Below are 20,737 nucleotides of genomic sequence, written 5' to 3'. Positions count from 1 at the left end.
TCGTTATTGGGCGGTTACGTTTGCTCTTTGATTTTCATTGAGTATTAGAAGTCCCTTTTCTAAAATTTTTGTAGCAAAAAAGGAGATTTTACAACCTCCTCATAAAAGTAATTATTTTACCTAAATTTTCAAGAATCGACGCATGGATATTCCTGATCCCAGTGAACCAATAAAAATTCCAATCACAAATAGTAGGGCAATCATCAACGGACTAAATAAATCTGGACTAATCATAGATAGATTTTGTCCTACCAACGATTTGTTAACAGATTGGTAAACCATTTGATAAACAATAAAGACCAAAACAGATGGTGCGATAGCTCCCAATAAACCGATAAAGGCTCCTTCTAACAAGAACGGTCCACGAATATAACTGTTTTTAGCTCCGACCAAGCGCATGATTTGAATTTCGCGACTGCGGGAAATAATAGTAATACGAATGGTATTTGAAATCAAGAAAACTGCGACAAAAATTAACAAGGCAGCAATCCCTAGTCCCCAAACACGGATAAATGAAGCTAACTTGAAGAGTCTTTCTGTATTGGCACCGCCATCTTGAACCTCAGAGACACCTTCAATTTTTTTAGCATCTTCGGCTATAGTTTTTACATCATTTGGAGTGTTTGCCTCTACAATATAGGCATCATAGAGAGGATTGGCATCTCCTTCAAAGATTTTCCAGTTATCTCCCATTGTCTCGGTTAATTTTTCATATTGTTCTTCCTTACTCGAAAACGTAACACTCTTAACCGTAGACATGTTCTTCAAAGAATCATATACCTTGTGGTAGTCATTATTTGTAACAGTTTGACCTTCTTTTTCAATTGTCTGACTGTTATCTTCCACATCCTTTCGGATATAAACTACTACACGGACATTATTTTCAATATCTGTAGCTAGTTTCGCTGTATTGAAAATAACAGAAGCAAATATTGCCACCAAGGTCAAAGTAATCATGACTGAACTGACAGCAGCTACTGTCATCCAACCATTTCGTTTCAAACTTTTTAAGGCTTCAAATAAATGGCGAAAAAATCTACTAATCATCGTATCCATACTCTCCTTTTGATTCGTCACGAACGACACGGCCATTTTCAATGGCAATGACACGGTGGCGCAAGGTATTTACAATCTGGCTATTATGAGTCGCCATCAAAATAGTTGTCCCTTGTAGGTTAATCCGTTCCAAGAGATTCATAATTTCCCATGAATTATCCGGATCCAGGTTTCCTGTTGGTTCATCTGCTATCAATACTTTAGGATTATTTACAATGGCACGTGCAATCGCAATCCGCTGTTGCTCTCCACCTGAGAGCTCATTTGGGAAAGAACGAACCTTGTGCTTTAACCCAACCAAGTCTAAAACTTCCATCACTCGTTTTTTGATATTACGGCGATTTTCCCCGATTACTTCCATAGCGTAAGCAATATTTTCATAGACCGTTTTCTTTGGCAAGAGTTTATAATCCTGGAAGACAACCCCAACACTACGACGCAGAAGCGGGACATCTTTCTTTTTGATCTTAACCAGATTAAAACCAGCAACTGATAGACTTCCTTTATCGATTTTTACTTCACGATACAGAGAACGGATAAAAGTTGACTTCCCTGCTCCTGAAGGTCCTACGATGTAAGCAAATTCCCCCGGTTGAACGCTGACCGAAACACCGCGTAGGGCAGTCGTTCCGTTGTCGTATTTTTTGACGACATCTCTCATTTCAATGATTGACATGTGACTTCCTTTCTATATTAGCTAATTCGCCACTTGAGATAGGCATCGATAAAACCATCTAGGTCCCCATCCATAACCTTATCTACCTGAGCAACCTCAAAGCTAGTTCGGTGATCTTTTACCATAGTATAAGGAGTGAAGACATAAGAACGGATTTGGCTTCCCCATGTGATTTCTTTTTTCTCACCCTTGAGGGAATCTACCTCCGCAGCTTTCTTTTCTTGCTCCATTTGATAGAGCTTAGCCTGCAACATCTTCATGGCACGATCTCTATTTCCATACTGGGTACGATCCACTGTTGATTGAACAACAATTCCAGTTGGAATGTGGGTTAAACGTACACCTGTTGAAACTTTATTGACATTTTGTCCACCGGCACCACCTGAACGGAAGGTATCCATCTTGATGTCATCTTCCCGGATTTCCACTTCAATGGTATCGTCCAACTCAGGCATCACTTCTACGGATGTGAAAGATGTATGGCGACGTTTGGCAGAGTCAAATGGTGAAATTCGCACCAAACGGTGTACCCCCATTTCTGACTTGAGAAGACCATAGGCATTAGGCCCTTCAAATGATAAGGTTACTGACTTGATACCAGCTTCATCCCCTGCTTGGTAATCCAATACTTCCACTTTAAAGCCTTTAGCATTACCATAACGAGTATACATACGAAGCAACATATCACCCCAGTCCTGAGCCTCAGTACCACCAGAACCTGGATGGATTTCCAAGATGGCATTGTTGTGGTCATAAGGTTCTGACAAGAGTAGAGTCATCTCATAGCTGGTCATCATCATATCAAGTTCGGCTAACTGCTCTACCAGTTCTTCTTGAACTGACTCGTCTTCAGCTAAAAAGTCCAATAAAATTTCGACTTCATCCTGCAACTCTTCCATTTTGTGGAAGGTGTTATAGGTGTTTTTTAATTCATTTAATTCTTGCGACGTTTTTTGGGCCGCAATATTATCATTCCAAAAATCAGGTTCTGTCATCTTGTTTTCCAAGATGGCAATCTCTTCCTCTAGCCCTTCGAGGTCAAAGAGACCCCCTGAAAGAAGCTAATTTTTCACGATTTGCGTCAATTTTTTGACGGATTACTGAAATGTCCATAAATACTCCTTTTTTACATCATTTCATTATAGCATATTTTATCATTTCTTTCCATCTTTTGCTATAATCCCTTTTTTATGAAAAAAGAAGCCTTTCGGCTTCCCTTCTTACAAGACTTTTGCTGAAGTGCGAGTGATTTCTTCCACTTGAATACCATTTGCTTCAAATTTTTCTTTCAAGGCTGGTAAATCAATTGATCCATCGATTTGCACTTCGATAATGACCTTACCATCCTTACGCGGAATATTGACTGTATGGGAGATATTCAAATTTTCTTCAACGATTAGAGAAACAATCTTACCAAGAACGCCAACTTCATCTTCTGTAACAAAGCGCACACGAATTCCTTCTTCTCCATAACCAGCAATTTCAAGAAAGGCTTGGAAAACGTCACGGTCCGTAATAACCCCATAGACTTGATGGTTATCTACTACAGGAAGAATACCAATCTTGTTTTTCAACATCAGATAAGTTGCATCTTCTAGACTCGCATAGCCTGAAACAGTGACAACATCGCGAATCATGACATCTTTTACTTTTGTCTTATTTAGAAGATAATTCATCTCATAGATAGAAAGACTGGTTGCTTTTGATGGGCTAGCTTGAGCAATGGTTCCCTCAGTTACCAAACCAACCAATTGATCATTTTCGATAACAGGCAAGCGGTGCAACCCTTGCTCTCTCATCAAATCTGCTGCATGAGATACTGTTGTATCTGGACTAATATAAACTACCTTGCGGGTCATAAAATCTTTAACTGCCATGAGACTTCTCCTTTTCTATTCTTATCCCTATTATACAATCTTTTTGTAAATCTATCAAACGCTTACATTTCTTTTTCAAAATTCAGAAAAGTATGAATAAGCTAGCAAAAAGAGCTCTAAAATCGAGCTCTGTGAATGAAAGCAAGATACCTTTCATTCGATTTTATTTCAATTATCAGAAGCTAACCTTCCAGTGCAGATGAGAATTGCTTCGCAATCTTCATCCACCGACTAAAAAGGTCCCCCGGACTATAATGATGATTACTTCGTAATCCTCATCCACCGACTAAAACAATCCACTGGATTGTTTTAGCCACCCAGATACGCTTTTCTGACTTCTTCTGATGAGGCGAGTTCTTTTCCTGTTCCTGATAGAACGATTTTCCCTGTTTCCAATACATATCCTCGGTCAGAGATTGCGAGTGCTTTATTAGCATTTTGTTCAATCAAGAGGACGGTTGTTCCTTGCTTCTGAATATCTTGAATGATATCAAAGATCTCTTGAATAAAGATTGGGGCAAGTCCCATTGAGGGTTCATCTAAGAGAAGAAGTTTTGGTGTTGACATAAGAGCGCGTCCCATGGCAAGCATTTGTTGTTCTCCTCCTGAAAGAGTGGCTGCATCTTGGTTCTTGCGTTCTTCAAGACGTGGGAAGCGTGAAAAGACCTTCTTCAAGTTAGCTTGATTTTCTTCACGATTTTTCTTTAAAAAAGCTCCCATTTCTAGATTTTCCATAACAGTCAAGCCAGGAAAGACGTGGCGTCCTTCTGGAACTTGTGAAAGCCCACCTGCTACGATTTTTTGAGCTGGCATTTTTTGGATTTCTTGACCTAAAAATTCAATCTTTCCAGAGCTTGGTCTAACCAAACCAGACAAGGTACGGAGAATGGTTGTCTTACCTGCACCATTGGCACCGATAAGGGAAACAACTTCTCCTTCATTCACTTCAAAGCTTACATCACGGACTGCTTGAATCATACCATAATGCACAGAAAGATTATCAACTTTTAACATAGACATTAGGCTTCACCTCCTAGATAAGCTTCGATAACGCGTTTATTGGTCTTAATTTCATCTGGAGTTCCTTGAGCAATTAAACGGCCATATTCAAGTACGTAGATACGTTCTGTTACTTCCATGACCAGATTCATATCGTGTTCAATCAACATGATTGTAATCTTAAATTCATCTTTGATACGACGAATTAACTCAGTCAATTCGGCTGTTTCCTGCGGGTTCATACCTGCGGCTGGTTCATCCAAAAAGAGAATTTTAGGTTCCGTAGCGAGGGCACGAACAATTTCCAAACGACGTTGTTGTCCGTAGGCAAGATTTTTAGCTAGAGTTTCTGCATCACCATCTAAATCAAAGATTTTCAGCAATTCCAAGGCTTTAGCCTTTAATTCTTTTTCACTCTTGTAAAAAGCTGGTAAGCGCAAAAAACTAGCAAAAACATGTTGTTTGTGATGGTTACCAAAGGCAATCAAAACATTGTCCAAAACGGTTAAATCTTTAAAGAGACGGATATTTTGGAATGTACGTCCAAGTCCCAAAGAAGCAATCTTATAAGGTGACTTTCCATTCAAAAGGTGACCATCTAAGGTTACTGTTCCCTCACTTGGTTCATAAACACCCGTCAAGAGGTTGAAAAGGGTGGTTTTCCCAGCTCCATTTGGACCGATTAGTCCAACCAGTTCCCCTTCGTTCAATTCAAGAGTCACATCTCCAACAGCTGTTAGACCGCCAAAATGTTTGGTTAACTGTTTTACTTCAAGTAATGCCATTAGTTTTGTTCCTCCTTTTTAGATTTTTTAAAGAAACGTGATAGGCTCAATTCCCATGTTCCAAGGAGTCCACCTGGTCTGAAAATCATTACCAATACCAAGGCCAAAGCGTAAATAATCATACGCACGCTGGCAACATCTTGGAGAAGCATATTCAAAATTCCCAGAACAATAGCCGATACAATGGCACCTGTAATGGAACCAAGTCCACCAAAGACAACAATAATCAAAACGTTGATTGAGTTGATGAAAGTGTAATCTTTCGGTACAACTGAACCGATAAATCCTGCCTGAAGTGACCCTGCAATACTCGCAGTAATGGCACCAAAGACAAAAGCGATGATTTTAATTTTAGTCGTATTAACCCCAACTGACTCAGCAGCGATTTCATCCTCACGAACAGAGAGGGTTGAACGACCAATTGGACTACGCAAGAAGTTCAAGGTTGCAATGGTTGTAATCACAACAAAGAAGTAAACCATTTGCCAAGTTGTAAAGTTTGGAATTCCCAAGATACCTGCCGCACCATTTGTAAGGCTTCCGCCATTGATGATAAAGATACGGATAATTTCAGAAACACCTAGAGTTGCTACTGCAAGATAGTCCCCCTTCAAACGCAAGGTTGGAATTCCGACAAGCAAGGCAACTGCTCCTGAAAGTAAAGCCCCTATCAGCATGGCTCCAAAGAAGGCACCGTAGGTTGGTGATTTAGAACCAATAATAGCTGCTGCATAGGCACCAATCGCCATGAAACCAGCATGACCAAGTGAAAATTGTCCTGAAAAACCAACGATTAAGTTGAGACCAACAGCCAAAATAATATTAATTCCAATTTGTTGTAAAATCTGTACATAGAATAGATTGAGTACTCCGACTGAAACCAATACACTAATCAAGCCATAGCCAGCTAATAAAAGGAGTAACCATAGAATATTAACTTTTAAATTTTCCTTCATCGCTTACACCTTCTCTTTCACATTTTTACCAAGGATACCAGCTGGGCGGACAATCAAGATCAACAACAAGATTCCATAAACAATGGCATCACGGAAGTCTGACATCCCAAAGGCTGTCGCAAAAGTTTCTAATAGACCAATCACAAAGCCACCAAGAGCCGCACCAGGAATGATTCCGATACCACCAAGTACCGCGGCAACGAAAGACTTAAGACCTGGAGTAACCCCCATCAAAGGCTCAAGAGAGTTATAATAGAGGGCAATCAGAACACCAGCCGCACCCGCAAGAGCTGAACCCAAAGCGAAGGTAAAGCTGATCGTACGGTTTACATTGATCCCCATCAATTGTGCCGCATCGCTATCTACAGATACAGCACGCATGGCTTTCCCCATCTTAGTCTTTTGGACAATGACCTGTAACAAAATCATCAAAATCAAGGAAATGGCCAAGATCATTAACTGCACGTTTGTTAGGCTAACTGGTCCCAAATCATAGCGAACTGTTTGAATCGCTTGAGGAAAGGCACGAGTATTGGCACCAACCAGATAGACCATGCCATACTCCAATAGGAAAGAAACCCCAATAGCTGTAATCAAAACAGCAATACGAGTAGAGTGACGCAAAGGTCGGTAAGCAAGGAACTCAATCACGACACCAAGAATAGCTGTCGCTAGCATGGCTACAATAAGAGCTACAAAGAAATTCATTTGGAAAGAATTGATCAAGAAATAACCGATAAAGGCTCCCATCATATAAATATCACCATGGGCGAAGTTGATGAGCTTGATAATTCCGTAAACCATGGTATATCCTAGTGCTAACAGCGCATAAACACTACCTAGAATCAAACCATTTACTAGTTGTTGGAGCATAAGATTCACTCTTTCTATTTATAATTCCGAGGGTTTTCCCTCACTTTTTGATAGGTTCTTAAACATCGAAACAGGGAGTGAGTCCGAGGCTCATTCCCTATTTCAACATTTTTCTATTATGGTTTTACAACTTCTGCTGCTTCAACCTTACCATTGTTCATGGTCATCATGTAAGCAGTTTTGACTGTGTTGTGGTCTGCATCGAAGCTTGTTTGACCAGTTACACCTTCAAAGTCTTTTGTTTTAGCAAGATTATCCTTGATTTCACCTGAGTTTTTAGCACCTTTTGCTGCGTTTGCTACAAGGTGAACTGAGTCATAAGCCAAGGCTGCAAATGTTGAAGGCTCTTCATTGTACTTAGCACGGTAAGCGTCAAGGAAGGCTTTAGCTTTAGCTGAAACTTCTACAGTAGTTGAGAAGCCTGAGATAAAGTAGATGTTTGATGCTTTTTCAGCAGTTGCTTGTTGTACAAACTCCTCACCGTTGAATCCATCACCACCAACGATTGGTTTGTCAATTCCCATACCACGCGCTTGGTTTACAATCTTACCAGCCTCATTATAGTAACCAGGAACAACGATAGCATCAAAGTCTTTCCCTTTCATTTTTGTAAGGGCTGCTTGGAAGTCTGTGTCACCTGCTACGAAAGTTTCATCTGCAACGATTTCACCCTTGTATGACTCGCGGAAAGATTTGGCAATCCCTTTAGCATAGTCACTGGCATTGTCAGTGTAAAGAACAACTTTCTTAGCATTTAATTTTTCAGAAACATAGTTTGAGATAATTTTTCCTTGGAAGCTATCTTGGAAAGTTCCGATAAAGAGGTAATCTTGACCTTTAGTCAATCCATCTTGAGTCGCACTTGGTGAGATCAATGGAACACCTGCTTTTGTAGCGTTCGCTACCGCAGCTGCAGTCGCACCAGATGTCGCAGGTCCTACGACTGCTGATACTTTAGATTGGGTTACAAGGTTAGTTGTAACTGAAGCAGCCTCAGCTGTTTCAGACTTATTATCTTTATCGACTACTTCGATTTGTTTTCCATCGATACCACCTGCGGCATTGATTTCATCAACAGCCAATTGGGCACCTTTTTGTTCAGCTGTTCCGTATGCAGCTAAAGAACCTGATTCTTCAAAGTTAAACCCGATTTTAATTGTCTTTTCCTCTACTGAGTTACCAGCAGTGTTGACTGCTCCAGACTTCACTTCTCCACAGGCTGCAAGAAGTGCTACACTTGCAAGCGCCACAAACGATAGGGCAAATTTTTTCTTCATCTTTTTTTGTCTCCTTATTTCTTAAATAGTCTGTTAAGAATATATCGAATTATCAGAAAATTGTCAACACTTTTCTTTAAATTTTTATCTGATAACGTTTTCCTATCGGTAAAGGTTACCCACAAAGGGTGTTTCCAGCTCTTGGATATGACAAACTCTGACTTTTTTGATAAACTTTTCCTTGCTCAAGCGCCCGACCAATTGCTCCACTTCTTGAGTTGGAACATAAAGCTGCAAGTAACGATGCTTCTTGGAATGATAGGTAATATCTCCATAATCCTGCAGTTTTTTTGCATCCCGATTATAGTAAAGGTAGATAATCAAGCCAGATCGATTGACTTTTTCAAACATGATAAATCCTCTTTCTAAGAAATCTCTCCCTATTATACCAAAAAAAGCAAACCCAGTCGAGTTTGCCTTCTATCATCATTAGTTTAATGAATTGTTGGCCATAATTTCATCAATAAAGCCATATTCAAGTGTTTCTTGGGCGCTCATCCAGTTATCGCGTTCTGCATCTGCATGAACTTTTTCGATTGACTGACCTGAATTTTCAGCCAAGATTTTTTCCAAGGTGTTACGAGTTTTAAGCAAGTGTTCTGCAGCGATCGCCATATCGGTTTGTTGAGTACCACCACCTGTACCACCCATTGGTTGGTGGATCATGTATTCAGCATTTGGAAGCATGAAACGTTTGCCTTTTGCTCCACTTGATGCGATGACAGTCCCCATAGATGCAGCCATCCCCATCACGATGGTTTGGACATCTGCCTTGATAAAGTTCATGGTATCAACGATTGCCAAACCAGCTGAAACAGAACCACCTGGTGTATTGACATAAAGGTAAATATCTTTTGTACTATCTTGAGCATCCAAGAAAAGCAATTGGGCAATAACAGAGTTGGCCATATTGTCTTCAACTGGACCTGTCAACATAATGATGCGGTCTTTAAGAAGACGTGAGTAAATATCGTAAGAACGTTCTCCACGGCTTGTTTGTTCAATAACTACAGGAATCATTTATTTCTCCTTTTGAGTTTTATTTTTGTTGGTCAAATGACTGAAGATAAGACTATTATAATATCTTGGTCAAAAAAGGTCAAATTTTTGCTCTGTTTTCATTAGACAGAAACAAAAATTCAACCTCCTTTCACGACTGGAAATCCTTTTCCAAGTCAATCTCTTTTTAATTTTATTTAGTACCGAACAAGCGGTCTCCAGCATCTCCAAGACCTGGAACGATATATCCGTGTTCGTTCAAACGTTCATCCAAGGCTGCTGTAAAGATTTCTACATCTGGATGAGCTTCTTGAAGGGCTTTAACACCTTCTGGAGCAGATACAAGGCAGACAAATTTGATATTTGATGCGCCACGTTTTTTAAGAGAATCAACAGCCAAGATTGCTGAACCACCTGTTGCCAACATTGGGTCTACGACAAAAATTTGACGTTGGTCAATGTCCTCAGGCAATTTCACCAAGTATTCAACTGGTTGAAGTGTTTCTTCATCACGGTACATACCGATATGGCCAACTTTAGCAGCTGGAACCAAGCTCAAGAGCCCATCAACCATCCCGATACCTGCACGCAAGATTGGAACAATGGCCAATTTCTTACCTGCCAATTGTTTTTGAACTGTTTTTGTAATTGGTGTTTCGATTTCCACATCTTCTAGTGGAAGATCACGAAGTACTTCATACCCCATCAACATTGCAATCTCATCTACTAGCTCACGAAAAGCTTTTGTAGAAGTATCTGTACGACGCAAGATTGACAATTTGTGTTGAATCAGCGGGTGATTAATAACTTCAATTTTTCCCATTTTTGGAATTCCTTCTTTCAATTTATTCTTCTTATTATACCAAAAAACGGTTTAAAAATCTTTCTAAACCATTTATTTTTGATAATTTTTACATTAGATCAGCCTCTTTAAGAGCTTCCTGTACTGTCTCAAGTGGTAAATGAGTCAATTCTGTTCCCTTTTCTTGATAGAGGTATTGGGCGTAGTCATCCATTCGGTACTGGTTGATATAAACCACGCGCTTGCAACCGACCTGCAATAATTGTTTGGTACAGTTGAGACAAGGAAAATGGGTTACATAGGCTGTAAAACCTTTTGGAACACCACGTTCTGCACCTTGAAGGATAGCATTGACCTCAGCGTGAAGGGTGCGAACACAGTGGCCTTCGATGACCAGACATTCGTGGTCAATACAATGCTCAGTCCCTGACACCGAACCATTGTAACCAGTGGAAATAACCTTATTATCCTTTACCAGAATTGCGCCCACTTTGGCACGTTTACAAGTGGAACGATTGGCAATTAGTAGGGCTTGGGCTGCAAAATACTCATCCCAGGCCAGTCTTTTTTCAGTCATATCTCTTCTCCTTTTTCTCTATTTTTTAAAAAATGGTAACCGTAAATCCGCTATCTTTTCAGCAGGTACCTTCATGCCATCCTTGATCCATTTTAAAAGGACTGAGACGATGGCTGAACTCCAGAAGGAATGAAGATAAGAGCTGACACCTTTTGATTTTCCATGGTATTTTTCTAAAAATTCCTGCATGGCTTGGACAAAGATTTTTTCCAGATGGTAATCCAAGGCCAGTTGAATCACTCTGGCTTCCTTTCTGGCCTCTCGGAAAAGGTGAACCCAGACCAGATAAAGGTCTGTCTTTAAATCATAATGATGCAACTGTTCCATAATATTATGGACAGTTCGTTTAAAGACGCTTTCTAAAATTTCCTCTTTGGAGTCATAATTGCGGTAAAAGGCCGCACGCGAAACACCTGCACGTTTGACCAATTCAGAAATACTAATCTTGGTCAGTTCCTTTTTTTCCAAGAGTTGCAAGAGGGCTGTTTCAATGGCTTCTCTGGTTAATAAATTGGATTCTTGGTTTGATTTTCTGAGATTTTCAAGAGACTTTTCAGAGATTCTACGTTCAGACATAACATTTTCTTTCTACTTGTCACAACAGACGGATGAGGCTTTTGTTTCAAGGGTTTTCATGATATAATTGTAAAAAAAGACAGAACCTTTGTCAATGTATAACTGACAAAGATGGAGAATTTCTATGACTTGGAAGATTATTGCTGACTCTGGTTGTGATTATCGTCAACTGCCAACACCAGCTATTAACACAACCTTTGTAAGTGTCCCCTTAACCATTCAAGTAGCTGATCAGGTCTTTGTTGATGATGCCAGTCTTGATATTGACCATATGATGGAAACCATGTATGCAACCGCAGAAGCTTCAAAATCAGCTTGTCCAAGCCCAGATGATTATTTGCGAGCATTTGAAGGAGCCAAAAACATTTTCCTAGTAACCATCACTGGTACTCTTTCTGGCAGCCACAATAGTGCGCAACTGGCCAAGAATATTTATCTGGAAGACCATCCTGATACTAAGATTCATGTAATTGATAGTTTGTCTGCTGGTGGGGAAGTTGACTTGCTCGTAGAAAAATTGAATGATTTGATTGACCAGGGCTTGTCTTTTGAAGAAGTGGTTGAAGCTATCACCGCCTATCAAGAAAAAACCAAGTTGCTCTTTGTCCTAGCTAAAGTCGATAACTTGGTGAAGAACGGCCGTTTGAGCAAGCTTATCGGTACGGTCGTTGGCCTTCTAAATATCCGTATGGTTGGGGAAGCTAGTGAAACTGGAACCCTCGAATTGCTACAAAAAGCAAGAGGAGCAAAGAAGTCAGTTCAAGCAGCCTATGAAGAGTTAGTGAAAGCAGGATATGCTGGTGGCCGTATTGTCATGGCCCAACGCAATAACGAGAAATGTTGCCAACAGCTTTCAGACCGAATCCGTGAAACCTTCCCACAGGCGGATATTAAAATTCTCCCAACATCTGGTCTCTGCAGTTTCTATGCAGAAGATGGCGGTCTGCTGATGGGCTATGAAATTGATTAATTGCATTCTTGACAAGAGGTAACCATCATCTCTTGTTTTTTTGTGGTACAATAGAGCTATGAAACATTTTGATACTATTGTCATCGGTGGAGGACCTGCTGGTATGATGGCTACGATTTCCAGTAGCTTTTATGGACAGAAAACCCTCCTCATCGAAAAAAATCGGAAACTTGGAAAAAAATTAGCTGGGACTGGTGGGGGACGTTGCAATGTGACCAACAATGGTAGCTTAGACAACCTGCTAGCTGGAATTCCTGGAAACGGACGCTTTCTTTACAGTGTTTTCTCCCAGTTCGATAATCATGACATCATCAACTTTTTTACAGAAAATGGTGTTAAACTTAAGGTCGAAGACCACGGACGCGTCTTTCCAGCCAGTGACAAGTCTCGGACTATTATCGAAGCTTTGGAAAAGAAAATCACCGAACTAGGTGGTCAAGTTGCTACTCAAATAGAAATCGTTTCTGTTAAAAAAGTAGATGACCAGTTTGTCCTTAAGTCAGCGGATCAAACCTTCACTTGTGAGAAACTCATTGTCACAACAGGTGGTAAGTCTTATCCTTCGACTGGTTCGACTGGTTTTGGTCACGAGATTGCTCGCCATTTTAAGCATACCATCACCGATCTTGAGGCTGCTGAAAGTCCTTTATTAACAGATTTTCCACATAAAGCCTTACAAGGGATTTCTCTGGACGATGTGACCCTAAGTTATGGTAAGCATGTCATCACTCATGATTTACTCTTTACCCACTTTGGTTTGTCAGGTCCTGCTGCCCTACGCATGTCTAGCTTTGTCAAAGGTGGGGAGGTTCTCTCACTCGATGTTTTGCCTCAACTTTCTGAGAAGGACTTGGTTACATTTCTAGAAGAAAATCGGGAAAAATCCTTGAAAAACGCTTTAAAAACCTTGTTACCAGAACGCTTGGCCGAATTTTTTGTACAAGGATATCCTGAAAAAGTCAAACAACTGACTGAAAAGGAACGAGAACAACTTGTCCAGTCCATTAAAGAACTTAAAATTCCTGTAACTGGAAAAATGTCCCTTGCAAAGTCCTTTGTTACCAAGGGTGGAGTCAGTCTCAAGGAAATCAATCCTAAAACCCTTGAAAGTAAGCTGGTACCTGGCCTCCACTTTGCAGGCGAAGTTATGGATATAAATGCCCACACGGGTGGCTTTAACATCACTTCTGCCCTCTGTACCGGCTGGGTGGCGGGAAGTCTGCATTATGATTAAAGAACTTTTAATAGAAAAAATCGGAAGATTACTCCTCCGATTTTATTTTGCTTGAGTTTGGACATAGTGGGCAATGACATCTGATGTGTACTGGGCTGTTCCAGTACCAAATTTGTCAATATTTTCCTTAAACTCTGGGTTATAGACGTAGCCTTTACCGATATGACCGAATACTTCAATAGTACAATCAAATCCATAAGTACGAATGGCTTGCAAGAGCTTGGCTGTTTGCTCTTGGTTTTCAGTTGCTGTTACAGGCAGACCAGCTTGAAGATTTTGTGCTAAGGCTTGAAAAACTTGGTTGAAGGCAGCCGTAGCCTCGTCTTCGTGACCTTTCTGGCGCTCCAGCGCTTGGTCCATGACTTCTTGTCCATATTTCTCTACCGCCTCTTGGTGGTATTTTTGATGGTCTTGGTAGTTAAATCCAGCAAATTTCTCTTGAATGCTCATTTCTCTTTCTCCTTTTTGTTCTTGAATGGTTTTTTGCAAGGTTGAAATCAAGGTATCCAGATGTTCCCTTTCTCGAGTCAAATAGTCCAACTGCCTGGTCAAATGAGGCAATAAATCTGTCCTTTCTTCCTTTAATAGCTCTGCTATTTTTTCTAAAGAAAAGCCTAGATATTTGTAGTAAAGAATGACCTGGAGACGTTCCAAATCCTCCTGACTGTAGGTTCGATAGCCGTTTTCCGACTTTAAAGGAACCAAAAGTCCTATCTTATCGTAGTGGTGCAGGGTCTTGACAGAGACACCCGAAAGCTGTGCAGCTTCTTTTATATGGTACATGATTTCCTCCTTATACTCAATGAAAATCAAAGAGCAAACTAGGAAGCTAGCCGTAGGCTGTACTTGAGTACGGTAAGGCGACGCAGACGTGGTTTGAAGAGATTTTCGAAGAGTATTACACTGATAGTATAACCCCTCCCCTTAGGTCAGAGTCAAGCGTTTTTGCGAAATTTTTTACTTTATCATAACATGAAAATGGTTTTCTTGACAGACCTTAGAAAACATGATAGGATAGTCAAGTCTATCAATCAAAAGAAACGCTCATTTTGAGTACTGATGAGGCTATTTGCCAAGGGCAGTAGCTTTTTCTTTTGTAACACTAATTTTAGGAGTTTAACTATGTCTGAAAAATCGCAATGGGGGTCTAAACCGGGCTTTATCCTAACATCTGCTGGTTCAGCCATCGGACTTGGTGCCGTTTGGAAATTCCCCTATATGACTGCTGCTAACGGTGGAGGAGGCTTTTTACTGGTCTTTCTCATTTCCACTATTCTAATCGGTTTCCCCCTTTTGCTAGCTGAATTTGCTCTCGGCCGAAGCGCTGGTGTCTCAGCAATCAAAACCTTTGGAAAACTAGGCAAGAATAGTAAGTACAACTTTATCGGTTGGATTGGTGCCTTTGCCCTCTTTATCCTCTTATCTTTCTACAGTGTTATTGGTGGCTGGATTTTAGTCTATCTAGGCATTGAGTTTGGAAAATTGTTCCAAATTGGTGGAACGGGTGATTATGCTCAGTTATTTACTTCAATCATTTCAAATCCAGCCATTGCTCTAGGAGCTCAAGCGACCTTTATCCTATTGAATATCTTCATTGTATCACGTGGGGTTCAAAAAGGGATTGAAAGAGCTTCGAAAGTCATGATGCCCCTGCTCTTTATCATCTTTGTCGTCATCATCGGTCGTTCTCTCAGTTTGCCAAATGCCATGGAAGGGGTTCTTTACTTCCTCAAACCAGACTTTTCAAAACTGACCAGTGCTGGTCTCCTCTATGCTCTGGGACAATCTTTCTTTGCCCTCTCACTAGGGGTTACAGCCATGCTGACCTATGCTTCTTACTTAGACAAGAAAACCAATCTGGTCCAATCAGGAATTTCCATCGTAGCCATGAATATCTCGGTATCCATCATGGCAGGTCTCGCCATTTTCCCAGCTATGTCAGCCTTCAATATCCAGTCTGAAGGGGGACCGAGCTTACTCTTTATCGTCTTGCCTCAACTCTTTGACAAGATGCCTTTTGGAACCATTTTCTACATCCTCTTCCTCTTGCTCTTCCTCTTTGCGACAGTCACTTCTTCCGTCGTTATGCTGGAAATCAATGTGGGCAATATCACCAACCAGGACAACAGCAAGCGTGCCATGTGGAGTGCCATTTTGGGAATCTTGACCTTTGTCTTTGGCATTCCCTCAGCCCTATCTTACGGTGTCATGGCGGATGCTCACATCTTTGGGAAGACCTTCTTTGACGCTATGGACTTCTTGGTTTCCAATCTCCTCATGCCATTTGGAGCTCTCTGCCTTTCACTTTTTACAGGCTATATCTTTAAAAAGGCTCTTGCAATGGAGGAACTCCATCTTGATGAAACCGCATGGAAACAGGGACTGTTCCAAGTCTGGCTCTTCCTTCTTCGTTTCGTCATTCCAATCATCATCATCGTGGTCTTCATCGCCCAATTTATGTAATCAAAAAGGACTTGAGTAGTAAACTCAGGCCCTTTCTTTTTTATGGATGGCTAACAATCACTTCCAAACCTTGCCCTTCCAGAGTCCAAGCTTCAACATCACTTGGTAAGATAAAGTGACTGCCTTTTTGGATTGGATAATTTTTCCCGTCAACAGTCAGTTGACCTTGACCGGCTAAGACACTCAATAAGCTGTAGTCAGCTGTCTTTTCGAAGTCAACTTTTCCAGTAATTTCCCACTTGTAAACTGCAAAGAAATCATTGGATACAAGGAGAGTGGAACGCAAATCATCTGCTTTAACAGTTACAGGACGGCTATTTGCAGGCTCACCAATGTTTAAGACATCAATGGATTTTTCAAGATGAAGTTCACGCAAGTTGCCCTTATCGTCCTTGCGGTCAAAGTCATAGACGCGATAGGTGGTATCGCTAGACTGCTGGGTTTCAAGAATCAAGATGCCAGCCCCAATGGCATGCATGGTGCCACTTGGCACATAGAAGAAATCTCCAGCCTTAACAGGCACTTTTGTCAGCAAGTCATCCCAATTCTTGTCCTCGATTTGCTGGCGGAGTTCTTCTTTTGACTTGGCATTGTGGCCGTAGATAATCTCTGAACCTTCATTCGCAGCGATGATGTACCAGCACTCTGTTTTTCCAAGCTCGCCTTCATGCTCGAGTCCATAAGCATCATCTGGATGAACTTGAACACTGAGCCAGTCGTTGGCATCCAGAATCTTAGTCAAAAGCGGAAATACAGGCTCAGGACGATTGCCAAACAATTCACGGTGTTCTGCATACAAAGTAGCTAGATCTGTTCCCTCAAAACTACCATTGGCAACTTTAGAAACTCCATTTGGGTGAGCTGAGATGGCCCAGTATTCCCCTATTTTTTCACTTGGGATGTCGTAGCCAAACTCATCACGTAGCTTGGTTCCACCCCAGATTTTTTCTTGCATAACTGATTGTAAAAATAATGGTTCTGACATTTTATTCTCCTGTCTGATCTTTCTTCCTTCATTATAACAAAAAAAGAGTTCCATTTGAACTCTTTTTTACATCTTATAAAGCAGGGAGAAGATTTTATAAAAATAGTAAACAAATGTGCTCTACTCGATGCTTGCTCCATTGCTATCAATGACATCCTTGTACCAATAGAAGGACTTCTTCTTGCTACGTTTGAGAGTCCCATGTCCTACATTATCTCGATCTACATAGATAAAGCCATAGCGCTTATTCATTTCCCCTGTGCCAGCTGAAACCGGATCGATACATCTCCAAGTCGTATAACCAAGCAAGTCAACCCCGTCTTGGTAAATGGCATCTCGCATGGCCTTGATGTGGGCCTCTAAGTAAGTAATCCGATAGTCATCTGCTACATAACCATTCTCATCCGGTTTATCCATAGCACCGAGTCCATTTTCTACGATAATACTACACTAAAATCAAAAAGCATTATATAATAGTAATATGAAATCAACTAAAGAAGAAATCCAAGCTATCAAAACACTTTTAAAAGACTCTAGTACAGCTAAATATCATAAACGCCTTCAAATCGTTCTATTTCGTCTGATGGGTAAATCTTATAAAGAGATTATAGAGCTTTTAGACTGTAATCAAACAACGATTTGGCCAACTGTAAAAAAATATGAGGAGTTCGGACTCGATTCTCTCCTTAAAGAAACACGTGGTTGTCGTAACCATGCATATATGACAATTGAGGAAGAGAAAGCCTTTATTGCCCGTCATTTGAAGGCTGCAGAGGCAGGAGAATTTGTTACAATTGATGCCTTATTTCAGGCTTATACAAAGGAGTTAGGTCCTTCCTACACACGTGATGCCTTTTATCAACTCTTGAAGCGCCATGGTTGGCGAAATATTAGGCCACGTCCAGAACATCCCAAGAAAGCAGACGTTCAAACCATTGTCGCGTCTAAAAATAAAATCTCAATTCAAGAAGACAAGAAAGCGCTTTAAAACCAGTAGGCATTTTCGTAAGGTTCGCTTGATGTACCAAGATGAGGCTGGTTTCGGTAGAATCAGTAAACTGGGATTTTGTTGGGCTCCAATGGGAGTAGGTCCACATGTCCATAGTCACTATATACGAGAATTTCGCTATTGTTATGGAGCTGTTGATGCCCATATTGGAAGATATCATGAATCAACTTCAAGATGTTATACAAGGACTGGAGAAGGAGGTGATAAAGTCCATCGTTAATCGGAGATGGACTAGAATGCTTTTTGAAAGCATATGAGTATTATATGCAATTTCTTTATAATAAAAAGACCGAATTGCTCCGATCTTTTCAATAGTTCGTATTCTCAATTTCTGTTTTAAAAATAGCTAAGGTTAACGTCAAATGACTAAGCACCTTATTTCATACGATAAAAATCAATCACTAGACCAGCAGGACCTTTAACTAATAAGGACTCTGTTCCCCAATCCGTTTCACAAATACCGTGTAAAATCTCGACACCAATCTCTTTTAAACGTTGGTAATTCTGATTTAGATCCTCAACCTCGATATGAAGAATGATTCCTGACTGAAAGTTTTCCAAAGGAACCAAATGATTTTGAGACAACATCAGACAGTGACTGCCAATCGTAAACTGAGCAAAACCATCATCAGCATAATCTGCCTTTTTATCCAATATATGCTCCAAGTCAGTACAGACTTGGGGAACATTTGAAACGATAATATCTAATTGATTTAAATTCATTTACTCTCCTCCATAAAAAGACCGGATTGCTCCGATCTTTTAAAGTTCCGCTCTATGAAAATCAAAGAATAAAGTCTACAAGTTTCATATTTGATTTTCGGCGAGAGGAATTATTTAATTGCGCGTGATTGCAACCCTTCTTCTTCCAAGAAGAGACGGAATGGTACAAGTTCTTCTGCTTCGTATTTTTCCTTGAAGGCTTTAATAGCTTCTTCTGAGTGAAGTTTTGGATCCAATTCAAGTACTTCTACTGGAAGTGGACGGTGTGGAGTAATGCGAGCATCGATCACAATAGTTTTACCTTCTTTGTTGAGTTTAACAGCTTCTGCAACAACTGCATCGATGTCTTCGATACGGTCAACTGTAAATCCTACAGCACCTTGCGCTTCAGCGATTTTCGCATAGTCAGCATTAGAGAAGTCACAACCAAACAAGTGTTTGTTTGTGTCTTCGTATTTGTCCTTGATGAAGGCATATTTACCATTTGAGAAGACAACGTTGATAACTGGAAGGTCGTATTGAACGTTTGTGATAACGTCTGGGTAGCACATGTTGAATGCACCGTCACCCATGATGTTCCATACTTGGCGATCTGGATTGTCTTTCTTAGCAGCGATACCACCAGGAAGGGCAATACCCATTGTCGCAAAGAGTGGAGATGTACGCCACATGTTCTTAGGTGTCATGTGAAGGTGACGAGTAGATGTTTGAGTAGTGTCACCTACGTCGATTGAGTAGATAGCGTCTTGATCAGCATGTTTGTTGATTGCATTGTAAACTTGATACAATTGCAATTCACCCTCAGTTTTACCTTCGAGTTTGTTCATGTAATCACGCCAGTTTTGGTTGTTCTTCACGTTTGCACGCCACCATGGAGTAGATTCAACTGGATTCACTTTGTCAAGGATTGCTTTGGCTGCTTGACCTGCATCACCAAGGATTGAAGCGTCAAGGGCGTGACGTTTACCAAGTTTGTAAGGGTCAATATCAACTTGAATGAATTTTTCAGTGTTCTTGAATGCTTCGTAAACTTCAGCAAATGGGAAGTTTGAACCAAGGAAAAGAACTGTGTCTGCTTCAAAGACCACTTCGTTGGCTGGCTTCCAACCAACACGGTAAGCAGAACCTGTCAAACCTTCATAGTTCCATTCGAAAGCTTCAAAGTTTTTACCAGTTGTGATAATTGGTGCTTTGATTTTACGTGACAATTCAGTGATCACTTCACCAGCTTTAACACCACCGTAACCAGCATAGATAACTGGACGTTCAGCATTGTTCAAGATTTCAACAGCTTTGTCGATTTCAACTTCGTTCAAAGCAGGAGCGATAAATGAACGCTCGTATGAACCTGATCCATAGTATGAGTTTTCGTCGATTTCTTGGAAACCAAAGTTTACTGGGATTTCAACAACAGCTGGACCTTTTTTAGAGACTGCAGCACGGCAAGCTTCGTCGATTACTTTTGGTAATTGCTCAGCGTAAGCTACGCGTTTGTTGTATACAGCGATACCGTTGTACATTGGGTTTTGGTTCAATTCTTGGAAAGCATCCATGTTCAATTCATTAACTGGACGTGATCCAAGGATTGCTAGGAATGGAGTGTTATCCATAGCTGCATCGTAAACACCGTTAATCAAGTGAGTCGCACCTGGACCACCTGAACCAACTGCAACCCCGATTGAGCCACCGAATTTAGCTTGCATAACCGCTGCAAGAGAACCTGTCTCTTCATGGCGAACTTGCAAGAAGCGGATATCTTTGTCTTCAGCCAAAGCGTCCATCAATGAGCTGAGTGTTCCTGATGGGATACCGTAGATTGTATCTACGCCCCATGTTTTCAATACGTTAAGCATTGCTGCAGATGCAGTAATTTTTCCTTGAGTCATAGTGATAACTCTCC

General features: G+C 40.7%; 21 protein-coding genes and 2 pseudogenes. 4 read left to right on the top strand and 19 right to left on the bottom strand.

What is annotated here, in order from left to right; all coding sequences use genetic code 11:
- Positions 1-120: 120 nt before the first annotated feature.
- From ftsX to HT715_RS00845, 14 genes are all read right to left on the bottom strand, one after another.
- On the bottom strand, positions 121-1,047 hold the full coding sequence (gene ftsX / locus HT715_RS00910) for a permease-like cell division protein FtsX (RefSeq protein ID WP_000625541.1): 927 nt from the start codon (positions 1,045-1,047) through the stop codon (positions 121-123).
- Positions 1,040-1,732: a cell division ATP-binding protein FtsE gene (gene ftsE / locus HT715_RS00905; RefSeq protein WP_000022265.1), complete on the bottom strand. Its 693-nt coding sequence runs from the start codon at positions 1,730-1,732 to the stop codon at positions 1,040-1,042. The genes ftsX and ftsE overlap by 8 nt, the downstream gene beginning before the upstream one ends.
- Before the next feature lie 17 nt (positions 1,733-1,749).
- Positions 1,750-2,845 (bottom strand): peptide chain release factor 2 gene (prfB, locus tag HT715_RS00900; protein ID WP_101502795.1). Its coding sequence is split into 2 segments (ribosomal slippage): positions 1,750-2,772 and positions 2,774-2,845, totalling 1,095 coding nucleotides; the frame shifts between segments, so codons are not numbered across the junction.
- Between the two features lie 107 nt (positions 2,846-2,952).
- On the bottom strand, positions 2,953-3,609 hold the full coding sequence (locus tag HT715_RS00895) for a CBS domain-containing protein (protein WP_000268665.1): 657 nt from the start codon (positions 3,607-3,609) through the stop codon (positions 2,953-2,955).
- A gap of 309 nt (positions 3,610-3,918) precedes the next feature.
- Entirely contained in the window at positions 3,919-4,629 is a 711-nt protein-coding gene (locus tag HT715_RS00890) for an ABC transporter ATP-binding protein (protein WP_000062200.1), read from the bottom strand.
- Complete coding sequence (locus HT715_RS00885; RefSeq protein ID WP_001185997.1) at positions 4,629-5,393, bottom strand: ABC transporter ATP-binding protein; 765 nt, start codon at positions 5,391-5,393, stop codon at positions 4,629-4,631. The genes HT715_RS00890 and HT715_RS00885 overlap by 1 nt, the downstream gene beginning before the upstream one ends.
- Positions 5,393-6,349, bottom strand: coding sequence for a branched-chain amino acid ABC transporter permease (locus tag HT715_RS00880; protein WP_000662286.1), 957 nt, complete (start codon positions 6,347-6,349; stop codon positions 5,393-5,395). Before HT715_RS00880 ends, HT715_RS00885 begins: the two co-directional genes overlap by 1 nt.
- A 3-nt stretch (positions 6,350-6,352) precedes the next feature.
- On the bottom strand, positions 6,353-7,222 hold the full coding sequence (locus HT715_RS00875; protein ID WP_000941427.1) for a branched-chain amino acid ABC transporter permease: 870 nt from the start codon (positions 7,220-7,222) through the stop codon (positions 6,353-6,355).
- A gap of 116 nt (positions 7,223-7,338) precedes the next feature.
- A complete protein-coding gene (locus HT715_RS00870; RefSeq protein WP_000726146.1) occupies positions 7,339-8,499 on the bottom strand; it encodes an ABC transporter substrate-binding protein in 1,161 nt (386 codons plus the stop codon).
- A 102-nt stretch (positions 8,500-8,601) separates the two neighbouring features.
- Positions 8,602-8,850 carry a YlbG family protein gene (locus HT715_RS00865; protein WP_000462126.1) on the bottom strand — a complete coding sequence of 83 codons (249 nt, stop codon included), beginning with the start codon at positions 8,848-8,850 and terminating at the stop codon, positions 8,602-8,604.
- Positions 8,851-8,928: 78 nt separating this feature from the next.
- Positions 8,929-9,519, bottom strand: coding sequence for an ATP-dependent Clp protease proteolytic subunit ClpP (gene clpP, locus HT715_RS00860; RefSeq protein ID WP_000613475.1), 591 nt, complete (start codon positions 9,517-9,519; stop codon positions 8,929-8,931).
- Positions 9,520-9,691: 172 nt separating this feature from the next.
- On the bottom strand, positions 9,692-10,321 hold the full coding sequence (upp, locus tag HT715_RS00855) for a uracil phosphoribosyltransferase (protein WP_000515974.1): 630 nt from the start codon (positions 10,319-10,321) through the stop codon (positions 9,692-9,694).
- An 88-nt stretch (positions 10,322-10,409) separates the two neighbouring features.
- Entirely contained in the window at positions 10,410-10,877 is a 468-nt protein-coding gene (locus HT715_RS00850; RefSeq protein ID WP_000136974.1) for a cytidine/deoxycytidylate deaminase family protein, read from the bottom strand.
- Positions 10,878-10,895: 18 nt separating this feature from the next.
- The gene (locus HT715_RS00845; protein ID WP_050261904.1) at positions 10,896-11,453 is read right to left on the bottom strand and encodes a TetR/AcrR family transcriptional regulator; all 558 of its coding nucleotides are present in this window, start codon (positions 11,451-11,453) and stop codon (positions 10,896-10,898) included.
- Positions 11,454-11,577: 124 nt separating this feature from the next.
- Between HT715_RS00845 and HT715_RS00840 the strand changes: the two genes are divergently transcribed.
- Together HT715_RS00840 and HT715_RS00835 are read left to right on the top strand one after the other, a co-directional pair.
- The gene (locus HT715_RS00840) at positions 11,578-12,423 is read left to right on the top strand and encodes a DegV family protein (protein WP_054388076.1); all 846 of its coding nucleotides are present in this window, start codon (positions 11,578-11,580) and stop codon (positions 12,421-12,423) included.
- 58 nt (positions 12,424-12,481) lie between these two features.
- On the top strand, positions 12,482-13,657 hold the full coding sequence (locus tag HT715_RS00835) for an NAD(P)/FAD-dependent oxidoreductase (RefSeq protein ID WP_000680053.1): 1,176 nt from the start codon (positions 12,482-12,484) through the stop codon (positions 13,655-13,657).
- Between the two features lie 42 nt (positions 13,658-13,699).
- Here the strand turns inward: HT715_RS00835 and HT715_RS00830 are convergent, their stop codons facing one another.
- On the bottom strand, positions 13,700-14,440 hold the full coding sequence (locus HT715_RS00830; protein ID WP_000274782.1) for a MerR family transcriptional regulator: 741 nt from the start codon (positions 14,438-14,440) through the stop codon (positions 13,700-13,702).
- A gap of 339 nt (positions 14,441-14,779) precedes the next feature.
- Here HT715_RS00830 and HT715_RS00825 point away from each other — a divergent pair, with 339 nt between their 5' ends.
- Entirely contained in the window at positions 14,780-16,120 is a 1,341-nt protein-coding gene (locus HT715_RS00825; protein WP_172922786.1) for a sodium-dependent transporter, read from the top strand.
- A 40-nt stretch (positions 16,121-16,160) separates the two neighbouring features.
- On the opposite strand, the gene manA is transcribed toward HT715_RS00825, so the two are convergent.
- Positions 16,161-17,105, bottom strand: coding sequence for a mannose-6-phosphate isomerase, class I (gene manA, locus HT715_RS00820; protein WP_050223723.1), 945 nt, complete (start codon positions 17,103-17,105; stop codon positions 16,161-16,163).
- A 120-nt stretch (positions 17,106-17,225) separates the two neighbouring features.
- A pseudogene (locus tag HT715_RS00815) lies at positions 17,226-17,546 on the bottom strand (family 1 glycosylhydrolase); the annotation flags it as partial.
- A 40-nt stretch (positions 17,547-17,586) separates the two neighbouring features.
- On the opposite strand from HT715_RS00815, the pseudogene HT715_RS00810 reads away from it, so the two are divergent.
- A pseudogene (locus tag HT715_RS00810) lies at positions 17,587-18,371 on the top strand (IS630 family transposase).
- A 118-nt stretch (positions 18,372-18,489) separates the two neighbouring features.
- Here HT715_RS00810 and HT715_RS00805 read toward each other — a convergent pair.
- Complete coding sequence (locus tag HT715_RS00805; RefSeq protein WP_054388071.1) at positions 18,490-18,837, bottom strand: VOC family protein; 348 nt, start codon at positions 18,835-18,837, stop codon at positions 18,490-18,492.
- Positions 18,838-18,947: 110 nt separating this feature from the next.
- Positions 18,948-20,723, bottom strand: coding sequence for a pyruvate oxidase (gene spxB, locus HT715_RS00800; protein WP_023941447.1), 1,776 nt, complete (start codon positions 20,721-20,723; stop codon positions 18,948-18,950).
- Positions 20,724-20,737: the final 14 nt, after the last annotated feature.

The organism is Streptococcus sp. 4155 (assembly GCF_013276695.1).
GTDB classification, from domain to species: domain Bacteria; phylum Bacillota; class Bacilli; order Lactobacillales; family Streptococcaceae; genus Streptococcus; species Streptococcus pseudopneumoniae.
Note: the sequence above shows the minus strand (reverse complement) of the source record. Positions and strands in the feature narration are given on the sequence as shown.

What these genes read in the sequence shown, in the direction of transcription:
- ftsX (WP_000625541.1), bottom strand. Translation starts at nt 1,047, where the DNA reads ATGATTAGTAGATTTTTTCGCCATTTATTTGAAGCCTTAAAAAGTTTG.
- ftsE (WP_000022265.1), bottom strand. Translation starts at nt 1,732, where the DNA reads ATGTCAATCATTGAAATGAGAGATGTCGTCAAAAAATACGACAACGGA.
- HT715_RS00895 (WP_000268665.1), bottom strand. Translation starts at nt 3,609, where the DNA reads ATGGCAGTTAAAGATTTTATGACCCGCAAGGTAGTTTATATTAGTCCA.
- HT715_RS00890 (WP_000062200.1), bottom strand. Translation starts at nt 4,629, where the DNA reads ATGTCTATGTTAAAAGTTGATAATCTTTCTGTGCATTATGGTATGATT.
- HT715_RS00885 (WP_001185997.1), bottom strand. Translation starts at nt 5,393, where the DNA reads ATGGCATTACTTGAAGTAAAACAGTTAACCAAACATTTTGGCGGTCTA.
- HT715_RS00880 (WP_000662286.1), bottom strand. Translation starts at nt 6,349, where the DNA reads ATGAAGGAAAATTTAAAAGTTAATATTCTATGGTTACTCCTTTTATTA.
- HT715_RS00875 (WP_000941427.1), bottom strand. Translation starts at nt 7,222, where the DNA reads ATGCTCCAACAACTAGTAAATGGTTTGATTCTAGGTAGTGTTTATGCG.
- HT715_RS00870 (WP_000726146.1), bottom strand. Translation starts at nt 8,499, where the DNA reads ATGAAGAAAAAATTTGCCCTATCGTTTGTGGCGCTTGCAAGTGTAGCA.
- HT715_RS00865 (WP_000462126.1), bottom strand. Translation starts at nt 8,850, where the DNA reads ATGTTTGAAAAAGTCAATCGATCTGGCTTGATTATCTACCTTTACTAT.
- clpP (WP_000613475.1), bottom strand. Translation starts at nt 9,519, where the DNA reads ATGATTCCTGTAGTTATTGAACAAACAAGCCGTGGAGAACGTTCTTAC.
- upp (WP_000515974.1), bottom strand. Translation starts at nt 10,321, where the DNA reads ATGGGAAAAATTGAAGTTATTAATCACCCGCTGATTCAACACAAATTG.
- HT715_RS00850 (WP_000136974.1), bottom strand. Translation starts at nt 10,877, where the DNA reads ATGACTGAAAAAAGACTGGCCTGGGATGAGTATTTTGCAGCCCAAGCC.
- HT715_RS00845 (WP_050261904.1), bottom strand. Translation starts at nt 11,453, where the DNA reads ATGTCTGAACGTAGAATCTCTGAAAAGTCTCTTGAAAATCTCAGAAAA.
- HT715_RS00840 (WP_054388076.1), top strand. Translation starts at nt 11,578, where the DNA reads ATGACTTGGAAGATTATTGCTGACTCTGGTTGTGATTATCGTCAACTG.
- HT715_RS00835 (WP_000680053.1), top strand. Translation starts at nt 12,482, where the DNA reads ATGAAACATTTTGATACTATTGTCATCGGTGGAGGACCTGCTGGTATG.
- HT715_RS00830 (WP_000274782.1), bottom strand. Translation starts at nt 14,440, where the DNA reads ATGTACCATATAAAAGAAGCTGCACAGCTTTCGGGTGTCTCTGTCAAG.
- HT715_RS00825 (WP_172922786.1), top strand. Translation starts at nt 14,780, where the DNA reads ATGTCTGAAAAATCGCAATGGGGGTCTAAACCGGGCTTTATCCTAACA.
- manA (WP_050223723.1), bottom strand. Translation starts at nt 17,105, where the DNA reads ATGTCAGAACCATTATTTTTACAATCAGTTATGCAAGAAAAAATCTGG.
- HT715_RS00805 (WP_054388071.1), bottom strand. Translation starts at nt 18,837, where the DNA reads ATGAATTTAAATCAATTAGATATTATCGTTTCAAATGTTCCCCAAGTC.
- spxB (WP_023941447.1), bottom strand. Translation starts at nt 20,723, where the DNA reads ATGACTCAAGGAAAAATTACTGCATCTGCAGCAATGCTTAACGTATTG.